This is a genomic window from Pseudoalteromonas sp. US3C1004, assembly GCF_048401065.1.
Lineage (GTDB): Bacteria > Pseudomonadota > Gammaproteobacteria > Enterobacterales > Alteromonadaceae > Pseudoalteromonas > Pseudoalteromonas undina.
Map to the genome: position 1 here is coordinate 2,677,961 of NZ_CP183073.1, position 17,765 is coordinate 2,695,725.

At 40.2% G+C, this 17,765-nt stretch carries 15 protein-coding genes; 10 read left to right on the forward strand and 5 right to left on the reverse strand.

The features are described 5' to 3' along the window. Nucleotides 1-22: 22 nt before the first annotated feature. Together murU and ACNSN3_RS12535 are read right to left on the reverse strand one after the other, a co-directional pair. The gene (gene murU, locus ACNSN3_RS12530) at nt 23-679 is read right to left on the reverse strand and encodes an N-acetylmuramate alpha-1-phosphate uridylyltransferase MurU (protein WP_193049705.1); all 657 of its coding nucleotides are present in this window, start codon (nt 677-679) and stop codon (nt 23-25) included. Further along, nucleotides 676-1,677, reverse strand: coding sequence for an aminoglycoside phosphotransferase family protein (locus tag ACNSN3_RS12535; RefSeq protein WP_418607584.1), 1,002 nt, complete (start codon nt 1,675-1,677; stop codon nt 676-678). Before ACNSN3_RS12535 ends, murU begins: the two co-directional genes overlap by 4 nt. 94 nt (nt 1,678-1,771) lie before the next feature. Here ACNSN3_RS12535 and lptD point away from each other — a divergent pair, with 94 nt between their 5' ends. From lptD to ACNSN3_RS12570, 7 genes are all read left to right on the forward strand, one after another. Then, nucleotides 1,772-4,018, forward strand: coding sequence for an LPS assembly protein LptD (lptD, locus tag ACNSN3_RS12540; protein WP_054201929.1), 2,247 nt, complete (start codon nt 1,772-1,774; stop codon nt 4,016-4,018). 96 nt (nt 4,019-4,114) lie between these two features. Then, nucleotides 4,115-5,410, forward strand: a complete 1,296-nt coding sequence (gene surA, locus ACNSN3_RS12545) for a peptidylprolyl isomerase SurA (protein WP_010391628.1) — start codon at nt 4,115-4,117, stop codon at nt 5,408-5,410. 2 nt (nt 5,411-5,412) lie between these two features. Further along, nucleotides 5,413-6,405 carry a 4-hydroxythreonine-4-phosphate dehydrogenase PdxA gene (gene pdxA, locus ACNSN3_RS12550; RefSeq protein ID WP_033103982.1) on the forward strand — a complete coding sequence of 331 codons (993 nt, stop codon included), beginning with the start codon at nt 5,413-5,415 and terminating at the stop codon, nt 6,403-6,405. Next, the gene (rsmA, locus tag ACNSN3_RS12555) at nt 6,402-7,208 is read left to right on the forward strand and encodes a 16S rRNA (adenine(1518)-N(6)/adenine(1519)-N(6))-dimethyltransferase RsmA (protein ID WP_010391631.1); all 807 of its coding nucleotides are present in this window, start codon (nt 6,402-6,404) and stop codon (nt 7,206-7,208) included. The genes pdxA and rsmA overlap by 4 nt, the downstream gene beginning before the upstream one ends. Next, a complete protein-coding gene (gene apaG, locus ACNSN3_RS12560; RefSeq protein WP_041709470.1) occupies nt 7,192-7,581 on the forward strand; it encodes a Co2+/Mg2+ efflux protein ApaG in 390 nt (129 codons plus the stop codon). Before rsmA ends, apaG begins: the two co-directional genes overlap by 17 nt. Nucleotides 7,582-7,596: 15 nt before the next feature. Beyond that, nucleotides 7,597-8,415: a symmetrical bis(5'-nucleosyl)-tetraphosphatase gene (locus tag ACNSN3_RS12565; RefSeq protein WP_418607587.1), complete on the forward strand. Its 819-nt coding sequence runs from the start codon at nt 7,597-7,599 to the stop codon at nt 8,413-8,415. Between the two features lie 309 nt (nt 8,416-8,724). Further along, nucleotides 8,725-10,740 carry a methyl-accepting chemotaxis protein gene (locus ACNSN3_RS12570; RefSeq protein WP_010391635.1) on the forward strand — a complete coding sequence of 672 codons (2,016 nt, stop codon included), beginning with the start codon at nt 8,725-8,727 and terminating at the stop codon, nt 10,738-10,740. Between the two features lie 339 nt (nt 10,741-11,079). Here ACNSN3_RS12570 and rpmG read toward each other — a convergent pair whose 3' ends face one another. The 3 genes from rpmG to radC form a co-directional block, all read right to left on the reverse strand. Beyond that, nucleotides 11,080-11,235, reverse strand: a complete 156-nt coding sequence (rpmG, locus tag ACNSN3_RS12575; protein ID WP_004587947.1) for a 50S ribosomal protein L33 — start codon at nt 11,233-11,235, stop codon at nt 11,080-11,082. Between the two features lie 11 nt (nt 11,236-11,246). After that, nucleotides 11,247-11,483, reverse strand: a complete 237-nt coding sequence (gene rpmB, locus ACNSN3_RS12580) for a 50S ribosomal protein L28 (RefSeq protein ID WP_008464111.1) — start codon at nt 11,481-11,483, stop codon at nt 11,247-11,249. Nucleotides 11,484-11,756: 273 nt separating this feature from the next. Beyond that, nucleotides 11,757-12,431: a RadC family protein gene (gene radC / locus ACNSN3_RS12585; RefSeq protein WP_109874111.1), complete on the reverse strand. Its 675-nt coding sequence runs from the start codon at nt 12,429-12,431 to the stop codon at nt 11,757-11,759. A gap of 141 nt (nt 12,432-12,572) precedes the next feature. On the opposite strand from radC, the gene coaBC reads away from it, so the two are divergent. The 3 genes from coaBC (at nt 12,573) to ACNSN3_RS12600 (ending at nt 17,589) form a co-directional block, all read left to right on the forward strand. Then, entirely contained in the window at nt 12,573-13,766 is a 1,194-nt protein-coding gene (gene coaBC, locus ACNSN3_RS12590) for a bifunctional phosphopantothenoylcysteine decarboxylase/phosphopantothenate--cysteine ligase CoaBC (RefSeq protein ID WP_418607590.1), read from the forward strand. 224 nt (nt 13,767-13,990) lie between these two features. Next, nucleotides 13,991-14,578, forward strand: coding sequence for a nucleoid occlusion factor SlmA (gene slmA / locus ACNSN3_RS12595; RefSeq protein ID WP_008113236.1), 588 nt, complete (start codon nt 13,991-13,993; stop codon nt 14,576-14,578). 263 nt (nt 14,579-14,841) lie between these two features. Then, a complete protein-coding gene (locus ACNSN3_RS12600; protein ID WP_418607592.1) occupies nt 14,842-17,589 on the forward strand; it encodes a prolyl oligopeptidase family serine peptidase in 2,748 nt (915 codons plus the stop codon). Nucleotides 17,590-17,765 lie beyond the last annotated feature (176 nt).

Here is a 17,765-nt window from a genome sequence, read left to right on the forward strand (position 1 = left end):
CCTCTAGTGTTTTATATTTAGCTTATGGTGCTAATTGTTGGTTAAGAGCCGATAAACGCTCTGGTGTGCCTATATCGTCCCATTGGCCAATATAGAGTTCAGTGGAGACTAAATGTTCATTTATTTTTTCACGCAGTAAAGGCCCTAACGGGCGAATACCTGAGGCCAGCCCTTCAAAGAAATCAGCCTGATAACGGCCAATACCAGAAAAAGTATAGCGCTGTTCACTATTAGGTAAGTGGCTTAGCGTAAAATCACCCTCTGGGTTATGCGCAGGATTTTCAACCAATACAATGTGCGCTTCTTTTGGCTGTAAATGCAGCTGCATTAATGCACTAATATCGTAGTCGCTGTAAACATCACCATTAATCACAATAAATGACTCACCGAGTATAGGAAGTGCTTGAATAATTCCGCCAGCAGTTTCAAGCCCGCCAGTTACTTCCTGGCTATAGGTAATACTTACACCCCATGCACTGCCATCTGCAAAGTAGGTTTTTATTTTATCTCCTTGCCAGGCGAGATTAATCACAATCTGCGTAATACCAGCTGCTTTTAAGCGCATAATATGATGCTCAATAAGTGGTTTACCTGCCACACATAACATAGGTTTTGGCAACTGTGCGGTGAGCGGCATCATACGTTTACCGCGTCCTGCAGCTAAGATCATGGCCTTCATAGTTGTTCCTCTTTTAACCGCTGCTGTACTTTTGGTACTACGTAATTTTTTACCCAATCAGACAAGTCACTAAGCTCTGGATACTCTGCCGCCACTTCAACAATATACGCTAGTGTTGGTAATATATTGGTTAAGTAACCTTTTTTGCCATCCCGTAAATACAAGCGACAAAAAATACCCGCTGCTTTTAAATGGCGCTGCAAGCCAGTTAAATCAAACCAATACTTAAATTGTGCGAATGACTCGTTAGTTATTAAACTTTGGCGCTTAAATTCGTCATAACCAAACTCAAGTAAATGAGTCAGCTCGTCGTTGGGCAATTTAAAATAACAATCTCTTAAAAGCGAGACTAAGTCATAACATAACGGACCTTGTACCGCGTCTTGATAATCAATAATTGCCCATTGCTGCTCGCAGCGCATAATATTACGGCTGTGGTAATCGCGATGCATAGTCACTGTGGGTTGTTCAAGCAGTGTATTGATTAGCAGCGCAGCACTTGTTTGCCATATATTTTGTTGCTCAGCGCTGAGCTCTGTACTAATAAAATCATTAACTAACCAATTTTTAAAAATATCCAGCTCAAGTGCAATAAAGTCATGGTCATACGGATTCATTGACGGAGCTTTAGGCGTTTTAGCCCACTTGGCACTTAAACTGATCAGCTGCTGGTAATGCTCGCTGCGATTGGCATCATCAAGCAAGTCAGCTAAATGGGTGTTACCCAAATCACTTAAAATAAAAAAACCTTGCTGCTCGTCACTATGAATAATGGATGGTAATAAAAACCCCTGCTCAGAAAACACCTTATTTAATGCAATATAAGGGACGTTGTTAACTTTTTTTGGATCTGAGTCCATCACAATAAAGTTTTTATTTTCAGCGTTTAACCTATAATAACGGCGAAAACTGGCATCTGCAGTTATTGCATTAAGCGCGCAAGATTGCTCACTAAAGTGAGTATTAATAAACTGTTGTAAACTCTCAAAACGTGTCATTTTATAAGCTATCTATTTTTCACTAATTACTTTGCTATTGTTTTCCTTTATTATGTATAGCTTGTAACTAATCACAGAGCATAAAGGTCGATAAATGAGCAAAACCTGGGGCATTTTGATGCTAAGCGTACTGAGCGCACCATCGCTTGCCGAAACTGAACTGACACACAACTTTTGTGGCACTTCAATGCAAACCAGAGCTTGGCAACCGCTAGCTGGCCTTGAGCTTGGAACGGTTGATATCAGCGCTGATGACGTTGAGCTTTTAGGCACACAAAGCGCTGAATTTACTGGTAATGTTGATATTAACACCGTTAACATGAGTTTGTCCGCACAATCAGCACTGATTGATAAACAACGCGGCTTACTCAATGCCACCGGCCCTATTACCTATCGCGATTATGTGAGCAAAGTTCAAAGTGCGGGCTTAAACGCCGATTTAAACAACTCAGCCTTTAGCTTATTAGGCGCACAATACAGCCTAACACAACAGCAAGGCAAAGGCGGCGCGGAAAAACTCACCATCGACAAGTCTGGCTTAATGCTGATGAATGCAAGCTTTACTGCTTGCCCAGGTAATACGCCTGTGTGGGCTATTGAAGCCGACGAAATTAATTTATCACGAGAAGAAGGCTGGGGTGAAACCTACAATGCGGTGCTACGTATTTTAGACACGCCAGTACTCTATTTACCTTATTTTACTTTCCCACTCGATGAGCGCCGTAAGTCAGGCTTATTAACGCCCAGCTTTTCAAGTTCAGATCGTTATGGGTTAGAGACTATTACGCCTTATTATTGGAATATTGCTCCAAACTATGATGCAACCATTACGCCGCGTTATATGTCACGTAAAGGTTTACAGCTACAAACTGAATTTAGATATCTAACTCCAGAACACCAAGGTTTAGTGGCTGTCGAATACTTAAATAAAGATGACTCAGAGCCTGAGCTTGACGAGCGTTTTTTGTTTCATTGGCAACAAAAAAGCTATATAGGCGAAGACTGGCGAGCCAGTATTGATATTACCAATGTCAGTGATGATAACTACCTCACTGATTTAAACTCAACTTATGCAAGTAAAACCGATACTCAGCTTTATCGTACCGGCTCACTAACTCACATGGGCGAGATGTGGCGTACTGATATAAAAATACAAAACTTTGAAGTACTCGGTGACCACTTAGAGTCATATACAGCCTTACCTCAAGTTAGCTTTACACAAACTACGCCGTGGAAAATTGATTACTTCGATTTTACTGTTTCAGGGGAGCTGAGCCACTTTACTAATAGCTCAGCGGTTATTGATCAAGCAACTCGCGTGCATATAGAACCAAAAGCACGCTTTGATTACAAAGAATACGCCTGGTCGTTTTTATCTGAAGTGAGTTTATTGCAAACTAACTATAAACAAGACGGTGATTTACAGGGTACACAGTATAGCGATAATGTTTCGCGCACATTGCCAAAAGTGCGCTTATATTCTCAGCTTAACTTTGAGCGTGATACCTCAATTTTTATCGACGATGGTATTCAAACCTTAGAGCCACAAATTCAGTATTTATATACGCCTAACAAAGATCAGTCTGACATTGGCTTATACGATACCACTAAATTACAAGATGACTTTTTTGGCTTATTTAGAGATGCGCGTTTTTCAAGTGTTGACCGTATTGCCGCTGCAAATCAGTTTACGCTTGGGGCAACCACCCGTTTATTTGATAATAAAAATGAAGAAGTATTTAATTTCAGTGCTGGCCAAATATTTTATTTAAGTGATTCAGCCAAGCCCACAGAGCAAGGGCTGAATAGCGACAGTAACTACAATGCCTTGTTTGCAGCGCAAACCATGTTACATTGGCATCGCCGCTGGTATTTATCGGGTGGAATTCAGTACGACACGGATGGCAAGCAAATTATCCAGTCAAATTTAACCTTAGATTATAAAGGTGACGATAATCAGCTGGTTCAATTGAACCATCGCTATGCAAATGATGTCTCAGGAAATACAATCGAACAAGCGGGCTTATTTACAAGCATCCCTATTAGTGACGAATGGCAATTTATTGCAAGTTACCATCGCGACCTTGATAATAACCGCAGTATTGAAGTATTTAGTGGATTACAGTATGAATCGTGCTGTTGGGCGTTCCAAATTACTGGCCACCGCCAAATTGAAACTGATTTAAATCAGTCAATTGGACAACCCCAAGCCACTTTTGATTCAAGCATTCGTTTGAATTTTGTATTAAAAGGGCTTGGTAGTAAAAGCCGTTATGATGCTCAAAAATTATTACAACAAGGTATTTTTGGTTATCGTAGGCCGTATTTTCTTAATGACTAAGCTGCATTTTGTATAGTAAAAATTTACAAATAACTATATCAATCTAGTCGCCTTTAGCATTACAACAGTACTATTAGTAAGAGTAGTAAAAAGAATATGAATTTAAAAAAATTATTAACATCAGCAGTTTTAACGTTTAGCTTATGCCAAAGTGCATTCGCCGCACCGGTCGAAATAGATAAAGTGATTGGTATTGTAAACCAAGGCGTTATTTTAAAAAGTGAAGTAGATACCATTGTTGATCGTGTTAAAAAGCAAGCAGAAGAACAAAATCAACAGCTACCAAAAGACGAAACACTACGTGTACAAGCAATTGAGCGCTTAGTTAATCAAACGCTAATGATGCAAATGGCTGAGCGCATGGGCTTAGAGATTTCAGATAGCCAGCTTGACCAAACACTTGCCAACATGGCCAAAGAGCAAGGCGGTACAATTGCTGATTTACGTCGTACTATTGAAGCGTCGGGTGAGAGCTTTCAAGCTTACCGTGAAGAAATTCGTAAAGAGATAACCACGCAACAAGTAACGCGTGCAAACGTAGACCGCCGTATATATGTAAGTGACCAAGAAATTGATAACTTACTAAAAATTATGGATAGCCAAGGCCAAAATGCCGAAGAATACGATATTGGTCATATTCTTATCGATATTCCAAGCGGGGCAAGTGCAGACGACGTAAGCTCTGCAAAAACACGCGCAGACAAAGTAATTGAACTGCTGCAAGACGGCCAAGAATTTAAGCGTATTGCTATTTCTTCATCAAGTGGCTCAAAAGCGCTTGAGGGAGGTCAATTAGGCTGGATGGGCATTAACGAAATGCCATCTTTATTTGCAGAAGCTGTAAAAGGTCAAAAGAAAGATGCGATTATTGGCCCGCTTCGCTCTGGCGCAGGTTTTCACATTATTAAGGTGCAAGACGTACGTGGTCGCCAAGTAGTAGAAACCACAGAAGTTAAATCTCGTCATATTCTTATTAAGCCTTCAATTATTTTAAGCGAAGAAAAAGCCCGCACTATGCTAACTGGCTTTGTTAAGGATTTACGTGCTGGAAATGCTGACTTTGCAGAACTAGCTAAAGAGCACTCGCAAGATCCAGGCTCAGCACTTAAAGGCGGACAATACGACTGGACTGATCCAACTACCTACGTACCTGCGTTTAGAGATACATTACTATCTCTTGACCAAAACGAAATCAGCGAACCATTTAGAACTCAGTATGGTTGGCACATTGTACAGTTATTAGATACACGCGTTGCTGATAAAACCGAGCAAGCTAAACGTAATCGTGCACATGGCATGTTGTTTAATCGTAAATTTAAAGAAGAAAGCTTTAACTGGCAGCAAGAAATGCGCGAACAAGCCCATGTTGAAATTTTCCCAACAGACGAATAATTATGACCTTAAGAATTGCGGTAACCCCTGGTGAGCCTGCTGGCATTGGCCCTGACTTGCTATTAAAACTGGCACAGCACAGCTGGGATGCACAGCTAGTAGCGATTGCAGATGCATCGCTACTAAAGCAGCGCGCTAAACATTTAGGTTTAAACATTAAGTTAATTGAATTTGATGAAAGCGCCGAAGCCATGCCTACAGCGGCTGGCAGCTTATATATAAAACAGATTGATTTAGCCGAGTCAGTTGAACTGGGTGTGCTAAATGACGCAAACGGTCAATACGTATTAGACACACTGCGTATCGCCAGTGAGAAGAATATGGACGGCACTTTTGATGCCGTTGTTACTGGCCCTGTTCATAAAGGTATTATTAACCAAGCCGGTATTTCTTTTAGTGGCCACACTGAGTACTTTGCTCAACAGTCGGGCACCGCTGATGTTGTTATGTTATTGGCTACCGAAGGGCTGCGAGTTGCATTAGTAACAACGCATATCCCGCTTGCTTATGTTGCTCGTGCTATTACCCAAGAGCGACTGGTTAAAGTGGCTAATATTCTTAATCATGACTTAAAAACCAAGTTTGGTATTGAGCAACCGCGTATTTTAGTCTGTGGCTTAAACCCGCACGCTGGTGAAGATGGCCATTTAGGCCGCGAAGAAATCGACACGATAACGCCTACACTTGACATACTAAGAGCTGAAGGGATGAACTTAATCGGTCCTTTACCAGCAGATACATTATTTCAAGATAAATACCTAAATGAAGCCGATGCAGTACTGGCTATGTATCACGATCAGGGATTACCTGTGCTAAAATACAAAGGATTTGGTAAGTCAGTGAATATAACTCTTGGCCTTCCATTTATCCGCACTTCAGTCGACCACGGTACTGCGCTTGATTTAGCCGGTACAGGCGATGCTGATGTTGGCAGTTTTGAATTAGCGATCCGCGAAGCAATTAAGCTCGCCCATGAAAAAGCACAGAATCAATGACCGATAAAGTACATTTAGGACACCGCGCCCGTAAACGTTTTGGCCAAAACTTTTTATTCGATGAATCAATCATCGATAAAATTGTCACCGCTATTGATCCCAAGCCGCAAGATAATTTAGTCGAAATTGGCCCAGGCCTTGGCGCTATTACTGAGCCTGTAGCCGATTTAAGTGGCCATTTAACGGTTGTTGAGCTAGATAAAGATTTAGCCCAACGTTTAATTGAACACCCTTTTTTAGGGCCTAAATTAACCGTAAACCAAGGCGATGCAATGAAGTTTGATTTTGCAAGCCTAGTTAAAGACGACAAAAAGCTAAAAGTATTTGGTAACCTACCGTACAACATTTCTACTCCTTTGTTGTTTCACCTTTTTGAATTTGCCGATCATATTGAGCACATGCACTTTATGCTGCAAAAAGAAGTGGTAAAGCGCATGGTTGCAGGTCCAGGTAGCAAAACCTTTGGCCGCTTGAGTGTAATGACTCAATACTACTGTAATGCGATGCCTGTAGTAGAAGTACCGCCTGAGTGCTTCAAACCTGCACCTAAAGTAGATTCTGCGGTTATTCGTCTAATCCCTAAAAAGGCAGAGCAGCGCACAGCTAAGAGCGTTAAAATATTAAATACAGTCTGTTTAGAAGCGTTTAATCAACGTCGTAAAACACTGCGCAACAGCCTAGGCAACCTTTTAACCGCTGAAGAGTTAACCAGCATTGGCATTGATATTACCTTGCGTGCTGAGAGCCTGTCGTTACAACAATTTATTGATATAGCTAACTGGATTTATGACAACAAGCAGTAATATGGGATCACCTGTAAAGGTATCTGTAGAAACATTTTATGTAGAAGAGCAATCGCAACCTGAACTTGATAAATTTGTATTTGCTTATTCCGTTACTATAAAAAACCACAGTTTATGTAGTGCAAAACTACTTAGCCGCTATTGGTTAATTACCGATGCCAACGGTAAAGAAGTAGAAGTGCAAGGCGAAGGTGTGGTGGGTGAAACCCCAGATATAGCCCCTGGTGAAAGTTACAAATACACCAGTGGTGCAATATTAGATACTCCCGTAGGCACCATGCAAGGGCATTACACTTTACGAAACGAGTTTGGTGCTGAGTTTGAAGCACCCATAAATGTGTTCCGTTTAGCTTGCCCTAATATCTTACACTGATTAAAACAGCGACTAATGGCTGACTACGCAATAGGTGATTTACAAGGCTGCTTTAACGAATTTAATTTATTGTTAAAGCAAGTCGACTTTAACCCCAGCAAAGACCACCTCTACCTAGTAGGTGATATTGTTGCTCGCGGCCCAGACTCCAAAGCGTGCCTTGATTATATTTATCAACATCAAGACAGCGTTAGCGTCACATTAGGCAATCATGACTTACACATGATTGCCTGTTATTTAAACAATGTTGCACCCAACCCTAAAGACAAACTAACGACACTGTTCAACAGCAGTAAACTCCCCGACTACATCGCGTTTTTACAAACTCAGCCTTTAGCTCTTTATTTAGAGCAGTATGATTGTTTTATCTCTCACGCAGGACTTAATCCTGATTGGTCATGCGAGCAAGCCATTCAGCATGCCCAATTCGCGCAGCAATGCTATGGTGCTGACAACGCTCAATACTTCTTAAAAAACATGTATCAGCCTCACCCACTTTCATGGAGTGAGCAGCTCGATGACGCTGCAAAGTTTCGCTATATCGTTAATTATTTCACCCGTATGCGCTTTATTACGCCTGATAATTTGCTTGATTTTAATGCAAAAGAAGCAACAGCCAATAGCCACTCATTAATTCCTTGGTTTTCTCACCCCAAAATCGTTAACGCTCAACATGACCTTATTTTTGGTCATTGGGCTGCCCTTGAAGGTCAAACTCCCTACAAACACCTGTACGCTCTAGACACAGGTTGCGTCTGGGGCGGCTCAATGACCTTAATAGATTTACAAAGCAAACAAAATTTTTCAGAAAAATCACAACTTTTGTCTAAATAAACTGAAAAAAGTTAATACATCTGTTAAGTTTAAGAGTGCATGTTAAATTGCATAATTACAAACCATTCACAACTAAGTGTAAAAAATAGCAACACTCCTTTAATCTAATTAAGGATGAGGAGAATTGCCTTGTATTATTTTATATCCATAGTCGAATAGTTGAATTATGTATGCTTAGTGTGTGATGAAGTTTCACGGTAAATTTAGCAACTAACTATTAACAGTAAAAATTAATTATTTTTAATTACTTAACTTATTGTTGAAAGCGCCGATAAGTTTTAATAGACGTATTTTTGAATGGAAAACCATATGAATCTAACAGTGAGTCAACGTATTTGGGGTGGTTTTATATTTATCACTTTATTACTTTTAATTATTGGCGGTAACTCTTTAATAAAAATAGCAAATATAGATCGTTCAACTCAAAAAGTTAATCAGCTATCGCTTCCGGCATTAAACAAGAGCGCTCAATTACAAGCTGAATTTATTTTGATGAGTAAAGCTGCTCAAGCCAGTTTTCACACTTCATCTGCTCAAGAGCTAGCGCCAATAAAAGCACAAATAGAAGAACAAAAACAATTATTTGATAAGTTACATCGCGAACTACAACAGGTAGTAAAAGATGACCCACAATTAAATAAGAGCAGCCTTGACGTTGAAAAAACCTACTTAAGTTTTTTAAACATTATAGAGAGTCTGCTGAAAGACAAAAACACTCAGTTAGTGCTTAATAAAAAGCTCAAAGCTCAATTAGAAACTGTTGAACTCGCGGCTGAAGACGCTAACTCTATGGTACTTGATATTATTGATATTGATGGCTTAGAAGATAACCACCCGCGTGCTTACCAAGCAGCTAATAACCTTGAAAATAACTTTATGTCTGTGGTTACCAGCAGCACCGATATGTTAACTGTTAAAACGCTTAACACGCTCGATATTATTAAAAATGAACAAGTGTATTATTTTGAAGAAGTCGTTCGTACTGTTGCATTAATACAACCCGCGATAGAGCAAAGCCATAGCGGCTTGTTTAACGACCTAAAAGGCTACGTAGATACGCTTGAAAGCAATATCTTAGGTAACGATAGCCTTTCAGCAAATAAAAAACGCCTTATTGATGCAATCAGCACAACTGAACGTGAATTAGAAGAATCGGAAAAAGCCACTAAAACAGCACTTAGCCAAATTGACGAATTAGTACTACAAGCAAGCGGCGTTGCATTTACTTTGCAAGAAGGCGTTCGCAGCGATGTAAACTCAGCTAATTTATGGACTTGGATAGGTATGATTATTGCGACTATCATCGCAGTGCTTGTAGCCATCATTACGGTTAACCGAATTACTAAGCCATTAGCTGAAGTCAACCGCATTCTAGATATTGTTGCCAGTGGTGATATGACTCAACGCTTAGATGACAGCGCAAAAGATGAATTTGGTGAATTATCGAAAAGCTGTAATACCTTAATTGATAGCTTACGCAGCTTAATTACCGGTATTATTTCGCGTTCAACACAACTTGCTGCCGCTTCTGAGCAAACCTCAACAATTACCGGTGAATCAAGCAAAGCGATTAGTAATCAGCAAGCGCAAGTAGAGCAAGCGGCAACCGCAACCACTGAAATGAGCAGTACTTCTCAAACAGTGAGCAACAGTGCTCAACAAGCACTAGGCGAAATCAAAAATGCCGATAAAGAAGCTGAACGCGTTAAAGGTATTTCAAATCAAAATAAAGCAACCATTGAACAACTCGCTTACGAAGTTGATGAAGCATCAAGTGTTATTAATAAACTACACAAAGACAGCGCCTCAATTGGTAGTATTTTAGACGTTATTCGTGGTATAGCTGAGCAAACTAACTTACTTGCACTTAATGCGGCGATTGAGGCAGCGCGTGCCGGTGAGTACGGTCGAGGGTTTGCTGTGGTAGCTGATGAAGTAAGATCGCTTGCAAGTAAAACTCAAGAGTCGACACAAGAAATTCAATCTATGATTGAATCACTACAGTCGGGCGCTGAAGAAGCAGTTAAGGCAATGGAAAAAGGTAAAGAACGCGCGGTTTCGTGTGTTGAGCAAAGTGATTTAGCTAATAGTGCACTGGATTCAATTACTCTTGCGGTATCGCAAGCGCACAATGTCAGTGAAGAGATATCAACAGCAGCACAAGAACAACAACAAGTATCACAAGAGATCAGTGAACGCTTAGAGTCTATTGTTGCTATTGCCGAGCAAACAGCAGAAGGTGCTGTACAAACGAATATTTCAAGTTCAGAAGTGGCTAAGTTAGCCGAAGAGCTAAGAATATCAGTAGAGAACTTTAAAGTATAAGAATCACACTGTAAGTAGCCTTAGGGCTACTTACAGCTCATACCCTAACGTGTTATCCTACTTCCTCTTCAGATACGCTTAAACACTCCATAAACCTACTCTAAAAGCACAATACCTAACCACTTAACCGGAAATGTTCATATTATTTATGTTTTTTGGTTACAAACAACTGATACCGTTATTAAAGAAATAAGCTATGGTGCCTAACAAAAGCCAGTTAGCGGTTTAATTAAATGGACACAATTACGGTGAGTATATTGTCGGTGGATAATAGAGTGGATTTTAAAAACAAAAAACCCAGCATAAGCTGGGTTTTTACATTTCTGAAAGAAAACTAAATTACTTGATTTTAGCTTCTTTGAAAATCACATGTTTACGAGCCTTAGGATCGAACTTTTTGATTTCCATTTTTTCAGGCATGTTACGCTTGTTCTTGTCGGTAGTGTAGAAAAAACCAGTACCAGCAGTTGAAACTAAACGGATCTTATCGCGCATAATTCAGTTCCTTAAACTTTTTCGCCACGAGCACGGATTTCTGTAAGAACCGTGTCAATGCCTTTTTTATCGATAATACGCATACCTTTAGTAGTAGTGCGTAATGTTACAAAACGTTTTTCACTTTCAACCCAAAAACGGTGTGTTTGTAGGTTAGGTAGGAAACGACGTTTAGTCGCGTTTCTCGCGTGTGAACGGTGGTTACCAACCGCTGGACGCTTACCTGTAACTTGACATACTTTAGACATGTCTATATATCTCCAATAACTTCGCTCGAGCTTAATTTCCCCAAAGGCCATGTATTGTGCCCTAGAGATAAATCGAAAGGGCGCTCTTTATACAGCTTTTACAGGCAAAGATCAAATACTGATCTTATCCAACCAGCTCATGTGTAAATTTGATAGCGGCTAATTATAAAGATCGAATGCCCTTAGGGAAAGTAAAAACTGCATTTAAATTAAACTAATTTGCCAAAACACAGTAAACCGCTCATTTTTAGCACATATCTGCGAGCGATAAACTTAAATAAGTCCCCGTTCGGCAAACGAAACACAATTTTCACCGCCAATAATAATATGATCCAATACATTTATGTCGACTAATTGCAGCGCTTGGCACAATTTATTGGTAATTAGCTTATCGGCCTGACTTGGCTCTGCAATACCGCTGGGATGATTATGTGAAAAAATAACCGTCGCTGCATTATTTTTTAAAGCCGCTTTAACAACTTCACGCGGATACACACTGGCGGCGTTAATCGTACCATAAAATAAAATTTCATCTTTTAATAAACGATTTTGGCTATCAAGATACAACACCATAAACACCTCCTGCTGCAGGCCTCGCATTTTCAGGGTTAAATAGTCGTAAACAGCTTGAGGGGAGTTAAAAACGGCATCGCGAACAAAGCCTTCTTGCATATAACGCTGACTCAGCTCAAGTACCGCTTGTAACTGTACGTATTTAGCTGTACCCAGCCCTTTTTGCGCACAAAACTCATCTATGCTGGCATTAAACAAATTATGCAGGGTTCTATTTTCATTGATCAGATGTTGTGCCAGCTCTATCGCATTCATACCCGGTAAGCCAGTACGTAAAAATATAGCCAGTAGCTCAGCATCAGAGAGTGCCTTAGCGCCTTTTGCTAGCAGCTTTTCTCGCGGTCTGAGTGAATTAGGGAGTGAGGTTAATTGCATCGTTCATCCTTGAAAACGGTCAGTACCGTATAACTGTAATGCAAAATTAAAAATTAGCGCAATAAAACGCATTTTATCTTAGCTGTCAGGCCTAAGATTTGTTATTTTAGCCAGCATATCTTATAAAATTGATAAACAACCATGATTAATTTAACAAATAAAAAAATAGTGCTGGGTATTAGCGGCGGAATTGCAGCCTACAAATGTGCCGAACTTGTAAGACGTTTAAAAGACCATGGTTGTGACGTTAAAGTTGTAATGACTGAATCAGCAAAGCATTTTATTACCCCGTTAACGATGCAAGCTGTCAGTGGTGAAATGGTGTCTGACTCATTGCTAGACCCATCAGCAGAAGCTGCAATGGGACATATTGAATTTGCCAAATGGGCTGATCTAATTTTAGTTGCTCCTGCCACCAGCAATATTATTGCAAAAATGGCGGTAGGCATTGCTGATGATCTACTTACTACGTTATTACTCGCAACTCCTGCAAAAGTGGCTGTGGCACCAGCTATGAATCAGCAAATGTACGCGCACCCTGCTACGCAAGCTAATATAGCCACTTTAAAGGCTCGTGGCGTTGCTGTTTGGGGGCCTGGCAAAGGTGAGCAAGCCTGTGGCGATGTAGGTGCAGGACGAATGCTTGAACCGCATGAGTTAGTGAGTTTATGCATTGAACCTGCGCAACCACAACTCTTAGCGGGTAAAACCATTACTATTACCGCAGGCCCAACCCGAGAGCCACTCGATCCAGTGCGTTTTATATCAAACCACAGCTCAGGAAAAATGGGCTATGCACTAGCACAAGCTGCTTTATCATTTGGCGCGCAAGTTCACTTAATTTCAGGCCCAGTAACTATTGCGGCACCGCAAGGGGTTAATTTAATTAATATCGAAAGTGCTGAGCAGCTATTGCAAGAGTCTCTCAATTACGCACCTCAATCAGACGCCTTTATTGGTTGCGCTGCTGTAGCCGATTACCGTGCAGCAAATATCGCCACACAAAAGATGAAAAAGCAAGGCGATGAACTCACTCTTAGCTTAGTTAAGAACCCTGACGTTATAGCAGCGGTGGCAAACCTTACACAGAGCCGCCCTTACACTGTCGGCTTTGCAGCAGAAACGCAAAATGTTGCTAACTACGCTAAAGGGAAATTGACTAATAAAAACCTCGATATGATTTGCGCAAACGACGTATCGCAAAGTGATTTAGGCTTTAATTCAGAACGTAACGCACTTACTCTTTTTTGGCAAAATGAACAACTCGATTTACCTGTGACTAGTAAAACAGAAATAGCAATCAAAGTGATCGAGCAGCTTGCCAAACGATTATAAAAAGGCTGGAAACAAACTGAATAAAACATTAACATGATGACGCCTTGTGACCTTTTAGTGTAATTTTATCTCGCTAATATAGTTTAATGCTTGCGCAGTACCAGAGCTTCACCGTAATACGTGAAAACACCGCCTCACTGGTTATTGCCCGCACAAACACTAGGCCGGTAGCTGTGTTATCGCACATTGATGTAGAAAAAATAACTATTAAAAAAGGAATGTTCATGCCTGCGACAAAAAAAAGTAATCGCAAAGAGCAAATACTGCAAGCACTCGCACAAATGTTAGAAACCAGCCCAGGCCAGCGTATTACAACTGCCAAACTTGCCGCAGAAGTTGGGGTATCTGAAGCCGCTCTTTATCGCCACTTTCCGAGCAAAGCGCGGATGTTTGAAGGATTAATTGAGTTTATTGAAGATACCCTGCTATCACGTATTAATCTTATTTTAGATAACGAAAAAGAAAGCAAAGCACGCGTATACAATACCTTATTACTGTTGCTAACGTTTGCTGAGAAAAACCCTGGCATTACTCGTATATTAACAGGCGACGCTCTACAAGGAGAACAAGAGCGACTTCGTGAGCGTGTACAGGGCTTATTTGAAAAACTAGAAACCCAATTTAAACAAATTCTTAGAGAGCGTAAGCTACGTGAAGGTAAAAACTTCCAAAGCGATGAGTTAACCCTAGCTAACTTTTTACTTGCCTACGTTGAAGGTAAAATGAATCAGTTTGTGCGCAGTAATTTTAGTGCTCGCCCAAGTGAGCAATTTGAAAAACAATGGCCAGAATTACAAAAAATTTGGTTATAAGATTCGAAGTAATACCTTGTTAGTGATGCTAACAAGGTATTAAATAAACCACTCCCACTCCTATTTTTTCACAAATGCCAAACACCTCGCATCCCGTGGCCCGAAAATTTTACCTTTTACCTTTTACCTTTTACCTTTTACCTTTTACCTTTTACCATTCATTTTTAGTCTCTCATCTCTGCCCTGCTACCACTTATCGTATCTACTCGAATTGTTATTAAAACTCGTTACAATAAAATAATGTTAAAAAACGAGAATCTATAATGAAAACACAACTCACTCTTATAGGCTGTGCACTTATTACCAGCTTAACGAGCGCCAGTGCCTTAGCAAATAAGCCATTAGAATTTAAAGATGTATTTGATTTTAAATCTGCAAAAGGCACACAGCTTTCTGAAAATGGTCAAATCCTCTCTTTAAGTGCAACTCCTTATCGTGGCAATGCCACTGGGCAAGTCTACTCGCTAAATAACAACAAGCTTATTGCTGAGGTAGAGCGAGGCACTCGCCCTACAATTAACAAAATGGCGAACTGGGTTGCATTCATCCAAGTGCCTACCCTACTTGAAAAAGAGACCACTAAGAAAAAAAGTGATTTAAAAAACAATCTAGTATTAGTGAATACCCAAACCGGTGAGCAACAACGCTTTAATGACGTAAAAGATTACGTACTCGCTAATAACGGCCAATGGCTTGCCTATCGTAAAAATGAGAGCACCGACGCGGATGATAAAAACTCCGATAACGATAGCGCTATCACAGCTGATAAAAAAGATAAAAGCTACCCGCTGGTTGTAGTCAACTTAAGCGATAAACGCACCCACACTCTTGAAAGTGCTTTCACCTATGATATTAGCGCCACCAGCGATCAATTATTAGTGAGCCAAAGCTATGTGGATGGTAATAATAATCAAATTACTTTATTTTCACTCAATGATTTTACCAGCACAGCATTAATTGACGAGCCTGGTGTGGTTGCCAACAAAATAGCTTGGCATCCAATCAATAAGAGTGCTGCATTTACTTTAGGTAACTATGTAAACGATGATAAGCGTCGCCGCCAATACGAATTAACGCTTTGGCAGAACGAAACGCTTACCACTGTGCAGTCACCTAACCCAGAATGGTTAATGGGTAAAACTGCGACATTAACGTGGGCCGAAGATGGTACACGCCTATACTTTGAAAACCGCCCAAAACTTGCTGCAAAAGTTAAGCAAAAAGAATATACCGATGAGTCGTCACTGTATGACTTTGAGGTTATTCGCGACCAAAAAGGGTTAAATGTATGGCACAACAACGATGCACAAATTAAACCTCGCGAAGAGCAGCAGTGGCATAAAAACAATAAAAACAGACATTACACGGCGGTATACCATGTAAACTCGCAACAAGTTGTACAGTTAAGCACACCAAATATGCCAGAGCTGGCACTTAATACTGAACGCGCGGATTCATTATTAGGTTACTCAAATTTAGCTCATCTTGAAAAAGTAATGTATGGCGGCTTTTTTGCTGACTACTTTGCGGTTGATATAAAAACGGGTAAACAAACACCTATTATTAACGACTATCCATTTAGACCAAGCCTTGCGCCTAATGGTCAGTTTGCTGCTTACTTTGATAATAACCAAGTACAGCTTAAAAACTTAGGCAATAACAAAGTGAGCGTACTCAGCAAAGCGGTTAACGCCACCTTTGCCGATGACAAACACGATTATCCATCTAAGCAGCCTGGCTATGGCTTTGCTGGCTGGCTTAACGATAGCAGCGAAATACTGGTTTATAGCAAATACGATATTTGGTCGTTTAATGTAAATACCAAGCAAGCCAAACGCTTAACTAATGGTAAACAAAGTAATACTCAGTACAGAGTAATCAAGCTTGATAAAAACCAAGTGGGCTTTAACAGCAATGATACTCTTTTGCTCTCTGCAATTAACTTACAAAGTAAGCAAAGTGAGGTGGCTAAACTTAATTTAACAACGCTTAACGTTACTAAAGTACTCACAGGTAATAAGCGTTTTGATGTAATTAAAAAAGCCAAAAATGCCGATAAATACTTATTTACTGAGCAAACCTATCAGCAATTTCCTGATATTTATCAAACAGACTTTAGCTTCAAACAAGCACAACAAGTCACTAACCTTAATCCTCAGGTAACTAATTTTGCTTGGGGAGAAAAGCCTGAACTTATTAGCTATAAAGGCTTTGATGGAGAAGATTTACAAGGGGTATTAATCAAACCTGCCGGCTATAAAAAAGGCGATAAAGTACCGGTTGTGGTGTACTTTTACCGCTATATGAGCCAGCGTATGTACGATTTCCCTAAAATGGAATTAAATCATCGCCCTAACTTTCCGATGTTTACATCAAATGGCTACGCCATCTTTTTACCTGATATTCGCTTTGAAATAGGTCATCCAGGTAAGTCTTCAACTCAAACCATGATCAACGCCACTCAAAAGCTGATTGATTTAGGCATTGCCGATGCTAATAAAATAGGGTTACAAGGCCATTCATGGGCGGGTTATCAAAGCGCGTTTATGATCACTGAAACTGATATGTTTAAAGCTGTAGTTTCGGGTGCGCCAGTGTCTAACATGACCAGCGCCTACAGTGGCATTCGCTTAAAGTCAGGGCTTGCTCGCCAATTTCAATATGAAACAGGGCAAAGTCGCATTGGTAAAAACTTATTTGAAGCCCCTGAGCTTTATATTGAGAACTCGCCAGTCTTTTTTGCGGATAAAGTAAATACCCCGATTCTGATTATGTTTGGTGATAAAGATGATGCTGTACCATGGCATGAAGGCGTGCAATATTACTTAGCACTGCGCCGTGCGGGTAAAGATGCTACATTTTTACAATATGAAGGTGAACCGCATCACTTAAAGCAATTCCCTAATCAGGTAGATTTCTCAGTACGTATGATGCAGTACTTTGATCATTACTTAAAAGGCAAGCCAGCCGCTAAGTGGATGAACGAAGGTGAAGCGTTTATCGAAGAGTAACTAATAAACCGGCGCTATTTGGCGTCGGTTTAACATTTAAAACCAGTAATTAAAGACTATGTAAAGTTTTAAATAAATACTAAATCACTATTAAAACTGACTTTTATATTCAGTTCGCGTATTCTAATCTCCTGATTTAAATAACCTCTATAACGAAATGAGCAACGCCACTCCCC